This window comes from Salimicrobium jeotgali, from assembly GCF_001685435.2.
GTDB lineage: Bacteria > Bacillota > Bacilli > Bacillales > Halobacillaceae > Salimicrobium > Salimicrobium album.
On the sequence record NZ_CP011361.2, the window covers coordinates 227,449 to 241,593 of the forward strand.

Sequence of the window (14,145 nt, forward strand, 5' to 3'; positions counted from 1 at the left end):
ATTTGTTATGCGGACGGACACACCTAAAGCCGGTTTTGGAAAAAGACTGGCAGCCTTTCTCGCAGATAGCTTCATTATTAATATGGTAGCTGTCTTTTTATACTTTCTGATCACTGGGGAACTTACATCAGAAGTTTCGAGCAGCTATGCCTATGTACTGCTGGATGCTTTGTACCTGACGATCCTGCCCGCTGTCTGGGCCGGGTACACCCTTGCAAAGCGTCTGATGGGTATACGTGTTAAAAAACTTAACGGGAATGACGTGACGCTTCTTGATATGTTCATCCGGGATTTTGTCGGGAAGGTGCTGCTCAGTGTCATCACTTTCGGAGTGTCCACTCTGGTGAGTTTTGTTATGGTCATCGCAACGAAGCAGCGCCGGGCCATACACGATTATATGGCCGGCACGTACGTTCATTCCGGATAATATCAGGGGGAGACCAACTTCAGTCCGATGACGGCAGCGATGATGAGTGATAGAAAAAAGATGCGTTTGCCGTCTTTCGGTTCCCCATATAAAATCATTCCGAACAGTGCGCCACCTGCTGCTCCTATGCCTGTCCATACGGCGTAGGCAAGCCCCATCGGCAGTGTTTCCATGGACAGCGCAAGAAAAAGGAAACTCGCGGAAAACCCTGCAGCGAGCAGAAGGATGGATGTGACCGAGCGTTCAGAGTGGAATTTATTGATCATCAGAACCCCGAACATTTCTCCGAGTCCTGCGATGATTAAGTAGACCCACGCCATTATGCATCCTCCTCCGGTGTCACCATTTTAAGACCGATTATACCTGTGAGAAGAAGGGAGATCATCAGCACTTTCCCCACACTTGCCGCCTCTCCGAAAAACAACATTCCCGAGAGTACGGTCCCGATCGTACCGATTCCCACGAAAACGGCATATGCTGTTCCGGCAGGAAGTTTCTGTCCGGCCATGATCAGATAATAGAAGCTGACAACTATAGCGATAACGGTACCTGTCCATTCGAGGAAGCTGTCGGCATGTTTCAGCCCGATGACCCATCCTATTTCAAACAGGCCGGCTATGATTACTTTGAACCAGTGGATACTCATGATTCATTCCTCCCAGCATTCATCGTAGCACAATTTTTTACATTGTAAGAATGAAATCACTTTAATAGATTTCAGGCAGAAAAAAAGCCCCGGACAGGGCTTTTTTTAGATAAACATTAAGACAATAGAGAATAGTATTCCAGCAGTTGTGAGCACCATAAGAGAAGCTCCCCAAGATTTTTTATCCATTTCAAAGTAGTACCTGTACCCTGCAGTGAATAATGCGAAGAACGAACTGAAAATGTAAAACCCGGGTGGGATTGTAACAGATTCCATCGTTCCTTCCACAATCAGGGCCATAATCACTCCCGCAAGAAAGTTTATGGTTTTCGTCAACTGGAAGACTACCTTTTTTCTTATTGTCCATAAAAAATAAACATATTTTCTTTAGTATAAAAGGTTACATTCTTGTTTGCTTATGACTGATTTTTTGTTTATGCGTTCATGAAAACATCTTCTAAAGATTTCTCGTCAATTTTCACCTCATACAAGGAAATGCCCGAATCGACTATAGCTTTAGTTATTTTCGGAATGTCTTCTTCGGATTTGACAATTAATCGGGCACTGGTTTGCCTCCCTTCTCCGAAAATGATATTCAGTTGGTGGAGATTTGTAAGTTCCTCGATTTTTTCAGTCGTGAGCATTGGTATTGTTCGAACCGAAAAACCTATATTACTTCCTTCTTCGACTTTCTTTAATTCCTCTGGAGTTCCAAACTTTTTAATGACACCATTGCTCAAAATCCCGACCCTGTCACTGATCCTCTCAATTTCATCAAGGTTGTGGGAAGTCAAAAAAATGGTTTTCCCGCTTTTTTGCAACTCGCTTATTAAGTTACGAATATAAATAGCTGATTCCGGATCCAGCCCTGAAGTTGGCTCATCAAGAATAATTAGTTCCGGATCACCAAGCAGGGCTTGGGCTATGCTGATTTTCTTTTTCATACCAAAAGAGTACGATTTAATCTTTTGGTCTTCTGCTCCCTCTAAACCAACTTTTTTTAGAAGTTCAGTGTACCCCGCTTTGGAACGCTTATCTTCTGTAAGTTCCCCCATATATTTTAAAAAATTATACCCTTTCATATTATGATACAGGTTAGTGATATCCGGCATGACGCCCATTTTTCTTTTGACGGTATTAAGTTCGTTGTCCGGCATGTCGAAAATAGTAAATGATCCGGATGTCTTATTAACAATGCCTGTTAAGATGTGAATCAACGTTGACTTACCTGCCCCATTATGACCAACAAACCCGAAAACTTCTCCTTTGTTAACTGTCAGGTTAATGCCTTTTAATACATCTGTGTTTCTATATTCTTTTCTTAAGTTTTTTACTTGAACAATACTTTCCATTTATAAATCTCTCCTCTTTATAATAAAAACAGATAGTGTGAAAAAGACTGTTCCGATAATCAGTGGCACGAATGACATAGTCAATTGCTCGCTATAATAAAATGGGAAAATGTATTTTGCGGGAATTAGATACCATTTATCAATTTCTATTGCTGCTACGTTCAAAACTGGTAAAGCAATACCAAGCATGATACCAAAAAACATCGATAGTTTAGTTTTAGATATTATTGTTGAAATTAGCATTGTGAAACTGATGAAATAAAAGATTAAAACTAGCGTCTGCGCATAAAATTCGATAGACCATGAACCTGAAATAGCAAATATAACTATGTAGCTGATGGTTATTACAGACCACCAGAATAAAGTTACCCCTAATAATTTCCCGAGTAATATCTGACCTCTGGAGATTTTAGTTACAAGCAATCGGATAGTTCTGGATTCAGTTTCACTATTAACTATGTCGTGAGAAATGGAGAACACAAATAATGCGCCAAAGGCCATTATAATAAACGTGATGGCTGCGGCATAAATCTCCTCAACGCTTATAGCATTTTCTCCACTTAAAAACTGATTGATCAATACTTGGTTATTTTGAAAAAATCTGGAGGAGTAGTAAGCGACCAGTGTTAAGAATAGTATAATTAAGACAGATCGAACACTTCTGAAAGATTCAATGAACTCTCTTTTTAATACATGAACCAATTTTTCTCATCCTTTCTATGGCGTTGTCATCCCGGAAAAAGATAGTTGAATTCCTTTGAAAGTTTCTGAATTGCATCTCTATGATCACAACGAATTCAGTGGGTCTATTTTTAATTAAAAGTTATGCAAGTGTTCTTCTTGTAAGACTCCGAGTTCATAACTGATTCTGGTAAACTTTCTTAACTACAGGACTTATCAGTATCCTGAATAATAATAATGAAAAGATAAGTACCTGTGCCGTTAGAGACACATCAAGGTAAATCGACACAATAAAGGCGATCAAAGTCAGGGAATCCATAATAGAATTCATTGTTTCCCCTGATTTCGCATTAACCCACACATTACGTTCATCATGGACTTCGATGTCACTTCGTTTTTCCCCTTTTTCTGTTACTTTGTCCTTTCTATGTTCTATGTAAGTCTGAATTGATATCCCTGTCAGTGCTATACCTAACCCTCCAATCCCAAAGGGCCAATCGTTAATGTTGCTCATCACAAATATGAAAATCCCGGTACATGCCAAAATTACAGCAGTAATTAATTTAAAGATTTTTCTGTTCATAATCCTGACTCCTCCTCTTCGAAAGTAAATAGTTCTTCAATACTGATGTTAAAAATCTTTGCAATTTTATAGGCTAAAAGTACAGAGGGATTATATTTTCCTTTTTCCAGAGAAATAATCGTTCTTGAGGAAACTGAAACTTTATCAGCTAACTGTTGCTGAGTCATATTCTTTTCTTTGCGAAAGTATTTGATATGATTCTTCAATCCGGAAACATCCTCTTCTGAAAAATATATATTAAAAAACACGAAGTTAACTTCATGTGAAATCAACTTCATGTTATAACGTTAAAATTACTTTGTCAATGCGGGAATAATGTAATCGTTAGAAGGTGAATTTTGTTGTTTTAGTATAAACGCTCTTATCCGATATCGATGAATTTGCCCGGGTTCATGATGTTGTTCGGATCAAGAGCTTTTTTAATCGACTTCATAATGGAAAGAGACGCTCCGTGCTCCGCTTCCAGGTACTTCTTCTTCCCGATTCCGACGCCGTGCTCGCCCGTACAGGTGCCGCCCCGGGCCAGAGCGTGTTCAACGATAGCTTCATTGAACTGTTCCGCTTTGTGCATCTCGTTCTCATCAATTTTGTCGATCATGACGAATGCGTGGTAATTGCCATCTCCGGCATGTCCCACAAGTCCTCCCGGAAGCCCCTGTCGGTCGAGCTCTTCCCGGCCGAATACGATGGCTTCGGCAAGAGAAGAAATAGGAACGCAAACATCTGTTACCATCATGGAACGTCCCGGATAGGCGTGGGTGTAGGTATACGCAAGGTTGTGCCGGCCTTCCCACAGTTTCATGCGTCCCCGGGTGTCTTTCTCGAACGTCACGGACGTGCAGCCGTGGTCCGAAAGAATCTCCTTCGCAAAAGCCACGTCCTGATTCAGTCCCGCTTCATTTCCATGAAACTCAAGGAAAAGAGTGGGGTTCACTTCGTAGTCGGTTTCCATCCAGTCGTTCACCTGACGGATAGAACTCTCGTCCACGATTTCCATACGGGCGACAGGGACACCGGTCTGAACGATAGAAGTTACAGCATTCACCGCTTCCGTCATCTCTTTGAAAGTGGCGCGGGCAGCCGTAATATGCTCGGGGATTCCGTACACTTTCAGCGTTATTTCGGTAATACAGCCGAGTGTGCCTTCGGATCCTGTGTAAAGGTCGTTGAGATTGTAACCGGAGGAAGATTTCTGGGCGAGACTCCCGGTATGGATAATCTCCCCGTCCGGAGTCACGACTTCCAGATTGCGTATCTGATCTTTCATCACTCCGTACTTGACGGACGTAGTACCGCTCGCATTGGTAGCTGTCATTCCGCCGATTGTAGCGTCCGCACCCGGGTCCACTGGGAAGAAAAAACCGTGCTTTTTCAGCGCTTTATCAAGCATCGAGCGTGTGACACCCGGCTGGACACGGACGAGAAGATCCTGCTCCCGTATCTCAAGAATATCGTCCATCTCCGAAAAGTCGATGGAAAACCCTCCCTGTACGGGTACAACGTGGCCTTCGAGACCGGAACCGAGTCCGAACGGCGTGACCGGAATCCTCTTTTCATTTGCCAGCTTCAGAATATGACTGATCTCCCGGCTCGAGCGCGGGAAGAGGACGACCTCAGGAAAAACGGGGGTGTGGTAGGACTCGTCTTTACTATGGTGGTTACGTATCGTTTCGTTCGTACTAATCTGTTCTTCGCTTAAAAATTCCTTCAGCTGCGAAAGTACTTCGTGTTTCATGAAAACGCCTCCTCTTTTTCTCCGATTATACATAAGTCAGCATATTTTTACAGTTTATGAAACGTAATTTCGAAATATTATTAACCAATTTGACATAAAATTTTAATCATATTATAATCTTAGTAATAAAAAAGGTGGGGGTTGAATGGACTGCATCATTGGCGTTGATGGAGGAGGTTCTAAGACGGAAGTAGCTTTTTACCGGAAGGGCAGTCTTCATGAAACAGATAATGTGCTGTTCGGTCCCGGTTCGAATCCGAGAGCTTCCGGATACGATACGAGTGCCGAAAGAATTGCTGCACTCATTGAAGAGGGTATGAAGAAATTCCATATACCTCCGGACTCTGTCACAGCAGTGGGAGCCGGAATAGCAGGAGCGGGACGCTTTCAGGAACAGGAAGAATTGATGACACGGTTGCGGTCGCTTTTTTTTAAACTTAATATGTCAGAAAATTTAAAAATCGATGTGTTTTCGGACAGTAAAGCTGCACTTCAGGGGGCTCTGCATCCCGATATGACGAGCGGCATGCTGATCATCTCGGGCACGGGGTCCAATGCTGTAGCTGTGGAGGATGGGGCGTTTTTCAAAAGCGGCGGCTGGGGCCATCTTTTCGGAGACGAGGGCAGCGGTTTCGATATTGGCAAGAAGGCACTGCGTCGCATCACTAAAGAAAGAGACGGACGTGCAGCTCCCTCCTCCATAACGGGGATTATTCTCAGGGAACTCGGCCTTATGCATGCGGAGCAGCTGATCGGACACTTTTACCAGGCGGAAGATCAGAAGAAGGAGATAGCCGCTCTCGCCCGGCCGCTGATTGAACATGAACATTTACCGGAAGTCCGAGGTATACTTGAGCAGGCTGTGCAGGAACTGGTGCTCCATATCGAAAGTCTGCATCATAAGATGAGAAGGGAGGACGGGGAGCTTCCTGTCTTTACTGCAGGAGCAATTTTCAACAATTCTTCTTTTATGCAGGAAACATTCAGGGACTACGTTGAAACCGGAGGACTGGGTCTTATCCGGCACATATATTCGTCTCCGTCTTCCGGTGCGGCGAAACTTACAGAGAGGAGAGGGTGCTGATGGGAGAAGACAAACTTCAGTCCCTGGTCACAGAAAGCAGGAACCCGGACAGTATGTCCATTGATATGGAATCAACTATGGGCATGCTTGAAATAATGAACCGGGAGGATGCCAGGGTGGCAGAAGCGGTGGCGCGCGTGCTCCCTGAAGTTGCAGCAGTAGTGGAGAAGACGGTGGAGAGCTTGAAAAAAGGCGGAAGGCTGTTTTATGCAGGAGCAGGCACTAGCGGACGCGTCGGTTTTATGGACGCTTCCGAATGTCCTCCTACGTTCATGACCTCTCCGGATCAGGTTCAGGCCATTATGGCCGGAGGAGGGGAAGCTTTCGAACAGGCAAAAGAAAATGCGGAGGATGAGGAAGAAGCAGGGTATCGGGATCTGGACGCTGCCTCACCCGATGACCGGGATGTCGTAATTGGAATTACGGCAAGTGGAAGGACTCCATATCCGGTAGGGACGCTGAAAAGAGCGGAAGAGGCGGGAGCGTATACAGTGGCTCTTTCCTGTAACCCGGATGCTTTTATAAGCACGTATGCCGATACAGCTATCGAAGTCATCGTCGGTCCGGAAGTTCTTACAGGGTCTACGAGGCTGAAAGCCGCCACCTCTCATAAGATGATTCTGAATATGATCAGCACTTGCGTTATGATACAGCTCGGGAAAGTTTACGAGAACCTTATGGTGGATGTACACGCAAGTAACTACAAACTCCGAAAAAGAGCGGAAAGTATTTTGAAAACGGTTACAGAAACGAGTGAGGAGGAAGCCTCCCTTCTGCTTAAGAATGCCAACTACGAAGTGAAAACAGCGATTATGATGAAGAAGGCAGATCTGTCCTATGAAAAAGCGAAAGAAATTCTCGATGCCTGTGATGGCTACCTCAGAAAAGCCGAGAGTTCTACTTCACATTGATTTGTAAGCCTCAGGGCTTCAAATAAATATTATTCAAGGGGGATTTGTGTTGAAAAAAAGCTGGAAGTACACAATTGCTGCGTTACTGCTTCTCGTTTTTATGGTTGTAGCCGGTTGTGCACCCGGGTCCGGCGGGGAAGAAAACAGTTCCGGAAAAGATTCATCCGGAAGCGGGGACAGCTCCGGAAACGGGGGAGACGGAGAAGTTTCCGGGGAACTTGAAATCCAGTATTTTGTCGGAGGGTACGGAGATTCCTGGTGGAAGGAAGTAATTGCCGACTTCCAGGAAGAATATCCGGATGTTTCTATCAAGGAACACGCAGGTCCTAATATCAACGAAGAGATGAGATCGCGCTGGGTCTCGGAGGATCCGCCCGATGTCGTTTACATTGATGGTGCGGGATCGAGTGAAACTCAGATGGTGGAAGACGGGCAGCTTATGAATCTGAGCAGTTTTCTGGATGAGATTGAACTTGAAGACGGCACGCCGCTGAAAGACAGTTTTATCGTGGAACCTGCAAAGTATGACGGAGAAGTTTACAGTCTTCCTCTCGTGTTTGATACGTGGGGTACCTGGTATGACAGCGCCTGGTTTGAAGAAAAAGGATGGGAAGCGCCTGAAAACTTCCCGGATTTCATGGAGACGATGGGAACGATTAAAGACGAAGAAGGTATCGCGCCATTTGTTACTACAGGACAGCATCCTTATTACTTCCTGAGAGGTATGATGTACCCGGCTTTTGGAGCCCGGGGCGGTGACGAACTGCTGACGCAGACAATCCAGGGTCAGGAAGGGGCCTGGAGCAGTGATGAAGTAATGGAAGTCATCAAGAATATTGAAGAAATGCAGAAGGAAGGATACATCGATCCGGACTTTGGAGCTCTGAACCATACCCAGTCCCAGATGAATTTCCTGAACCATGACAATGCTTTTATCCCGGTAGGTTTCTGGCTGCCGAACGAAATGGCGAAAGATAAGCCGGAGGGTGTGGAATACGGATTCATCCCGTCTCCGATGCAGAAAGAAGGGGAACCTTATGCGATTGTACCGGACCTTCGTCCTTTGGCTATCGCGGAAGAAGCCGAGAATCCTGAAGCGGCGAAAGCGTTTGTGGAGTTCGTTTATACGAAAGAGTACGCCACTTCTTTCTCCGAACATACCGGAGCACTGATGAACCTGCAGGGTGTCGATCTGAAGGAATCCGACGATGTGCCGGAATTCCTCATCCAGGCGAACGAAATGATCAACGACCCGGATAAGGTACAAATCTATCAGAAACCTCATCCGATGAGTGCCGATCTCGAAACGCCGATCAGTAACTCCCTGGTCTCCCTCATGCTTGGGAATATTACGGCAGAAGAATTCGTGGAAGAAGCAGAACAGGCTTCCAAAGAATACCGCAAATCTCTGGAATAAGAGTGGATACGGAGGTGTGAACCTGCACCTCTGTATTTTCTTTTCACAAATTCACCGGTCTGCCCGGATTATATGAAAAGAGGGGGAAAGTATGGTCCAGTCAAAAAAACAACGGTACCTGTTTCTGGCTTTTTGCCTCGTACCTACGTTTCTCATGTTTGCCTTATTCACCCTGTATCCTCTGGTCAACGGTCTTTACTACTCTTTCTTTCAGTGGTCAGGATCTTCCTCGGTGGCGGAATTTACGGGCTTCGACAATTACCGGAAACTTTTCAATGACGAAATTATTCCGGCGACGATCTGGCATGATTATTTTCTCGTCATTACAAAAATCATCGGCATTATGATTCTTGCGACGTTTTTTGCTGTAGCTCTGACGCAGATGAGGATAAAGGAAGCACCGTTCTACCGGATCGTGTTCTTTTTTCCGAATATTATGTCCGTCGTTGTTATCGGGATACTGTGGATGTTTATTTACAATCCGAGTCTCGGGCTCGTGAACTCCGGGCTGGAGTATTTAGGTCTCGGGGAGTGGACGAAAGCGTGGCTCGGGAACGAAAAGTGGGCTTTGCCGAGTCTCGTGCTTCCGTCTGTATGGGCGGGCATCGGACTGTTCATGCTCATGCTGATGGGAGGTATTTCAAACATCTCGAAAAGTTACTACGAAGCCGCCGAAATAGACGGGGCCAATGGATGGCAGCAGTTCTGGAAGATTACGCTTCCGCTCGTCTGGCCGCAGATCAAAATATCCATCCTTTATATCATCATTACGACGCTGAACGGTTCCTTCATCATCGTACAGGTTATGACTAAGGGTGGCCCCAACAACGCTACACACGTCATGGGATCGTATCTGTATGAAGAAGCTTTCGTAAAATATAATTTCGGCTACGGCGCGACGATAGGCGTCATGATTTTAGTACTTTCTCTGATTACCGTACTCATCATGCAGTATTTCATGAGACGTGAGAAAGTGGAATATTAAGAGGAGGGATGGCGAAGTGAAACGGAAACAGGGATTTTGGACGAAAATCGGTGTCAGAATTCCTCTTGTTCTATGGTCTCTGGCGGTTCTGTATCCGATCCTCTGGATGATTCTCGGTGCTTTCAAATCGAACGCGGAAATCTACGCAAATCCTTGGGGACTGCCGGATTCATTCAGTTTCGGAAACTTTATCGACGCCTGGTCCAATTACAACATCGACATCAGTGTATTCAACAGTCTTATCGTTACGGGACTGGGTGCTTTACTGACGCTGGTTATGGCAATACCTACCGCTTATGCACTGGAACGGCTCAGGTTCCGCGGGAACCGTTTGCTGTTCACTCTATATATTTCCGCCATGATGATTCCGATGGTGCTCGGCTGGATTCCTTTATTTTTCCTGCTTATGCAGCTGAACCTGCTTGATAATATTTTCGGTCTTGCTATCGTTTACGCTGTCAGTCAGCTTCCTTTCAGCATTTTCGTACTGACGAGCTTTATGGCTACGATTCCGAAATCTCTGGAAGAGGCTGCTGCCATAGACGGCATGAGCCCTTACAAAATCTTATGGAAAATTATCACCCCTCTTTCCATGACCGGTATCATTACAGTTACGATTATGAATATGATACAGTTCTGGAATGAGTATTTTATGGCTCTCATCTTTTTACAGTCGGAAAACAACTACACGCTGGCTCTCGCCATCGATTACATCAGTAATGAAACCCAGTATACGAACTCCTGGGGTACACTGTTTGCGAGTCTGGTTATCGCCATCGTGCCGGTGATTATTCTGTACGCGATTTTCCAGCGGCGTATTGTTAAAGGAATGACAGAAGGAGCCATCAAAGGGTAGGTGTAAACATGAAGCAGCCGTTGAAAGGCGGGCTGGTTATGCTTTCCGAAATGAAAGAAAACCTTCCCCCTTCCGAGAAAAAGATTGCCGCATTCATTCTTGACCATCCGCACGAAGCGATCCACTGTACAGCAGCTCAGCTCGGGGAACTCAGTGGTACGAGCGGAGCGGCAGTGATGCGTTTGTGCAAATCGCTGGATCTGAAAGGTCTACAGGAACTGAAGCTGCGGATTTCCGGCGATTTGCAGAAAGAAGTGGCATCATCGTACCGCAACATTCAGCCGGGGGAAGAGATGGATGCTATCGTAGATAAAGTGACGAATAATAATATGCAGGCTATTCGTGAGACGACGGAACTGGTGGATTTTGCCGGGCTGGAAAAAGCGGGAGATGCTGTCGTGAAGGCCCGCCGGCTGCATTTCTTCGGTGTGGGGGCCTCAGGTATCATCGCTCAGGACGCCCAGCAGAAATTTCTCCGCATGAATATCGCGACCTCGGCATTTACCGATGTTCATAATGCAGTGATGGATATCGCAAATATTAAAGAAACAGATGTGCTGATCGGCATATCTTTCTCCGGAGAAACGAGAGAAACGGCACTCGTCATGGAAGAAGCGAAACGAAGAGGTGCGGTGACGATCAGCATTACCCGTTACGGTTCCAATACCGTCGCGTCTTTCGCCGATATTCCTTTGTATATATCGGCGTCCCGGGAAATTCCTGCTCCATTCCGGAGCGGGGCCACCTCCTCAAGGATGGGTCAGCTTCATATGATCGATCTTTTATTTACCAAGGTAGTCACTTCTCATTTCGAAGAAGCTTCCGGATATTTTGAACAGATCCAGGACATTATGACACGGCTTAAGTGAACAGATGCCGACTCGAAAAGCCCCCTGACTCTCCGGTTTCCCGGAAACTCAGGGGGCTTTTGTTCGAAGTTAAGACGAAAATGCTTCAGATACAGGAGTGAACTCATACCCGAGGGCTTTAGCTACTGCTTCGTAAGTCAGGTGTCCATTCATGGTGTTGATTCCTTCTTCGATGGCTTTATTACCTTGGGCAGCCTTTTGGACGCCTTTGTCGGCTATAGTGACTGCATAAGGCATGGTCACGTTTGTAAGGCCGATAGTGGCTGTTCGTGGAACGGCGCCCGGGATGTTTGCAACTGCGTAATGCAGGACGTCATGTTTTTCATAAATAGGATCATCGTGAGTGGTAATGTGATCCACTGTTTCAAAATTACCGCCCTGGTCGATTGCTACATCAACGATGACAGAGCCTTTGGTCATGGATTTGACCATATCTTCCGATACCAGTTTCGGCGCTTTAGCACCCGGGATAAGGACAGCGCCAATGACCAGATCTGCCTGTTTGACGGCTTCCGAAATGTTCATAGGATTCGACATCAGCGTCTGGATATCTCCGCCGAACTGATCATCGAGTTCGCGCAGACGATCCGGGTTAAGGTCGAGAATCGTAACGTTCGCTCCTAGACCGATAGCGATTTTGGCGGCGTTCGTACCAACGACCCCGCCGCCAATGACGACAACGTTTCCTCTGGAGACGCCGGGAATGCCTCCAAGGAGAATACCTTTTCCTCCATCGGATTTCTCTAAATACTGGGAACCGATCTGCGTAGCCATCCGGCCGGCTACCTCACTCATGGGAGTAAGCAGCGGGAGTTTACCGTTCGAGGCTACCGTTTCGTAAGCGATGGCTGTAACTTTGCTGTCAGTCAGGGCTTTCGTAAGTTCCGGTTCAGCAGCCAAATGAAGGAAGGTGAATAGAATAAGTCCTTCCCTGAAGTGTTTATATTCGGACTCCAAAGGTTCTTTCACTTTCATAACCATCTCGGATTTAGCCCATACATCAGCAGCACTGTCGATCATTTCAGCCCCTGCCTCTTCGTACTCTTTATCCGCGAAGTTTGAACCGAGGCCTGCCTCTTTCTCTACTAGAACAGTGTGACCTGTTTTTTTCAGGTGCAGAACTCCTGCAGGTGTAATAGCTACGCGATTTTCATTGTTTTTAATTTCTTTAGGTATACCGACAATCACAGAAAATGACCACCTTTCCATTTTAATTCTTATCTACTATTATAACTGATGTAAGCGCATAAATATTTAGATGAAGAATAAAAAATGAGGCTTTTCATTTGTGTAATTACACAAACGGTAATCGCTATCCCTGAATGATCAGGTCGATAAACAGTTTTGTTTTCTGATTGGTATCCTCAAGGTCGGCGCCGGTAATTTCCCTGATTCTTTTCAGCCGGTATAGCAGTGTATTTGTATGAATGTGCAGCTGCCGGGCCGCCTGGTGAGTGCTGTTGTAGTGAAGGAACGAGCGGAGGGTCTCCAAAAGGCTGGTGTTGTGACTCCGGTCGTAAGCTTTGATAGCTTCTATTACGCTGTTCTTATAGTTCTCCTGTTCATAAAGCACAGTGATTTCCTGAATAAACTGATATACTCCAAGTTCCCGAAAGGTTGTCACCCCGGCCAGTGCTTCCGGATAGCGGTTCTTCAGTTCCAGCGTTTTTTGAGCCTGATGATAACTGACGTAAACGTCCTCCGGCCTTTTACATACTTTTCCGTAAGTACTGCGGATATCCGAGATGCCGGTTCTTTCTTTTAGTTTGTCCCTGAAGTCCCGCAACAGCTCCTGCGTCACGTTCTCGGCCTCTTCCCCGTTTGTGTGGATAAGGAGGAGAAGCGAGTCATCTTCGAACATATGAGAGGTGATATTTTTTCGGCGGAATGTTTCAGTCAGGTACGAAGCATGTCTTTCTACAGAGGGGGTGATGGCTTCCATGAACTCCAAAGCGGCTACTGACAGGCTGCCTTCTAAAGAAAGATGAAGTTTTCGGGCCTGCTTTTCAATCTCTGCACGGCTCCCCGCAGTTCCATGGAAGAGCCGGTGCATAAAGCTTCGGATATTTTCTTCTTTTTCCCGTTTTCTGTCGCGCTGTTTCTGGAGATGTCTCGAAGCAAGAGAAGCCGCTTCCTTTAATTGACTTATCTTGTCGTGGCTCATCTCTATCTGTTCCGTCTGAGCCCAGATGAAGCCGAGGACTTCTTTGTTTTTCCAGACGGATATGGCAATGCGGTTACCGAGACCGATGGCCGGGAGAGGGGAGACGAAGACCGGTGTCCCGCTTTCGAACAGGTTTCCCATGACCCCTGCCTGCCACAGGCCGTTCACTACGTGCTCCGGCACTTTTCTCTGCATAATCGTTGCACTTCTTGCATTATCTACGTTCGTTTCATGACTGCTGTAGGAGACGATCCGGTGATTGGCATCTTCAATTGTGACCGGACAGCCAAGCTTTCCGGCAATATAGTCAGCCAGGCCTTCAGGGGAATCCGGCATCTGATCGATTTCTCGGTTAGGTGACATAGCATTGCTCCTTCTGATTTCTTGTTTGTATTTTACCATGCTGGAAAGATATCCGTCAGTCGGAGGAAACGC

General features: G+C 45.9%; 17 protein-coding genes. 7 read left to right on the forward strand and 10 right to left on the reverse strand.

Annotated elements, in window-relative coordinates; genetic code table 11:
• Positions 1-7 precede the first annotated feature (7 nt).
• Positions 8-427: an RDD family protein gene (locus tag AAV35_RS01180; RefSeq protein WP_008589060.1), complete on the forward strand. Its 420-nt coding sequence runs from the start codon at positions 8-10 to the stop codon at positions 425-427.
• A gap of 2 nt (positions 428-429) precedes the next feature.
• On the opposite strand, the gene AAV35_RS01185 is transcribed toward AAV35_RS01180, so the two are convergent.
• The 8 genes from AAV35_RS01185 to AAV35_RS01220 form a co-directional block, all read right to left on the reverse strand.
• A complete protein-coding gene (locus tag AAV35_RS01185; RefSeq protein ID WP_008589068.1) occupies positions 430-747 on the reverse strand; it encodes a DMT family transporter in 318 nt (105 codons plus the stop codon).
• Positions 747-1,073 (reverse strand): DMT family transporter, encoded by a 327-nt coding sequence (locus AAV35_RS01190; RefSeq protein WP_008589070.1) that lies wholly within the window; start codon positions 1,071-1,073, stop codon positions 747-749. The genes AAV35_RS01185 and AAV35_RS01190 overlap by 1 nt, the downstream gene beginning before the upstream one ends.
• 105 nt (positions 1,074-1,178) lie before the next feature.
• Positions 1,179-1,409 (reverse strand): hypothetical protein, encoded by a 231-nt coding sequence (locus AAV35_RS01195; RefSeq protein ID WP_008589073.1) that lies wholly within the window; start codon positions 1,407-1,409, stop codon positions 1,179-1,181.
• 98 nt (positions 1,410-1,507) lie between these two features.
• On the reverse strand, positions 1,508-2,425 hold the full coding sequence (locus AAV35_RS01200; protein ID WP_008589075.1) for an ABC transporter ATP-binding protein: 918 nt from the start codon (positions 2,423-2,425) through the stop codon (positions 1,508-1,510).
• Positions 2,426-3,127 (reverse strand): ABC transporter permease, encoded by a 702-nt coding sequence (locus AAV35_RS01205; RefSeq protein ID WP_008589079.1) that lies wholly within the window; start codon positions 3,125-3,127, stop codon positions 2,426-2,428.
• A gap of 154 nt (positions 3,128-3,281) precedes the next feature.
• The gene (locus tag AAV35_RS01210; RefSeq protein WP_008589088.1) at positions 3,282-3,689 is read right to left on the reverse strand and encodes a hypothetical protein; all 408 of its coding nucleotides are present in this window, start codon (positions 3,687-3,689) and stop codon (positions 3,282-3,284) included.
• Entirely contained in the window at positions 3,686-3,895 is a 210-nt protein-coding gene (locus AAV35_RS01215) for a helix-turn-helix transcriptional regulator (protein ID WP_008589091.1), read from the reverse strand. Before AAV35_RS01215 ends, AAV35_RS01210 begins: the two co-directional genes overlap by 4 nt.
• 155 nt (positions 3,896-4,050) lie before the next feature.
• Positions 4,051-5,424 carry an FAD-binding oxidoreductase gene (locus tag AAV35_RS01220; protein ID WP_008589093.1) on the reverse strand — a complete coding sequence of 458 codons (1,374 nt, stop codon included), beginning with the start codon at positions 5,422-5,424 and terminating at the stop codon, positions 4,051-4,053.
• A gap of 145 nt (positions 5,425-5,569) precedes the next feature.
• Between AAV35_RS01220 and AAV35_RS01225 the strand changes: the two genes are divergently transcribed.
• The 6 genes from AAV35_RS01225 to AAV35_RS01250 all read left to right on the forward strand — a co-directional run bounded on the left by AAV35_RS01225 (position 5,570) and on the right by AAV35_RS01250 (position 11,546).
• The gene (locus AAV35_RS01225; protein ID WP_008589095.1) at positions 5,570-6,508 is read left to right on the forward strand and encodes an N-acetylglucosamine kinase; all 939 of its coding nucleotides are present in this window, start codon (positions 5,570-5,572) and stop codon (positions 6,506-6,508) included.
• The gene (murQ, locus tag AAV35_RS01230; RefSeq protein WP_008589097.1) at positions 6,508-7,419 is read left to right on the forward strand and encodes an N-acetylmuramic acid 6-phosphate etherase; all 912 of its coding nucleotides are present in this window, start codon (positions 6,508-6,510) and stop codon (positions 7,417-7,419) included. Before AAV35_RS01225 ends, murQ begins: the two co-directional genes overlap by 1 nt.
• 49 nt (positions 7,420-7,468) lie before the next feature.
• Entirely contained in the window at positions 7,469-8,836 is a 1,368-nt protein-coding gene (locus AAV35_RS01235) for an extracellular solute-binding protein (protein WP_008589099.1), read from the forward strand.
• A gap of 91 nt (positions 8,837-8,927) precedes the next feature.
• Entirely contained in the window at positions 8,928-9,821 is an 894-nt protein-coding gene (locus tag AAV35_RS01240) for a carbohydrate ABC transporter permease (protein ID WP_008589102.1), read from the forward strand.
• Between the two features lie 16 nt (positions 9,822-9,837).
• Positions 9,838-10,677: a carbohydrate ABC transporter permease gene (locus AAV35_RS01245; RefSeq protein WP_008589103.1), complete on the forward strand. Its 840-nt coding sequence runs from the start codon at positions 9,838-9,840 to the stop codon at positions 10,675-10,677.
• An 8-nt stretch (positions 10,678-10,685) separates the two neighbouring features.
• Positions 10,686-11,546, forward strand: coding sequence for a MurR/RpiR family transcriptional regulator (locus AAV35_RS01250; protein ID WP_008589105.1), 861 nt, complete (start codon positions 10,686-10,688; stop codon positions 11,544-11,546).
• A gap of 69 nt (positions 11,547-11,615) precedes the next feature.
• On the opposite strand, the gene ald is transcribed toward AAV35_RS01250, so the two are convergent.
• Together ald and AAV35_RS01260 are read right to left on the reverse strand one after the other, a co-directional pair.
• Positions 11,616-12,734 (reverse strand): alanine dehydrogenase, encoded by a 1,119-nt coding sequence (gene ald, locus AAV35_RS01255; protein WP_008589119.1) that lies wholly within the window; start codon positions 12,732-12,734, stop codon positions 11,616-11,618.
• A 124-nt stretch (positions 12,735-12,858) separates the two neighbouring features.
• Positions 12,859-14,073, reverse strand: coding sequence for a PucR family transcriptional regulator (locus AAV35_RS01260; protein WP_040609243.1), 1,215 nt, complete (start codon positions 14,071-14,073; stop codon positions 12,859-12,861).
• Positions 14,074-14,145 lie beyond the last annotated feature (72 nt).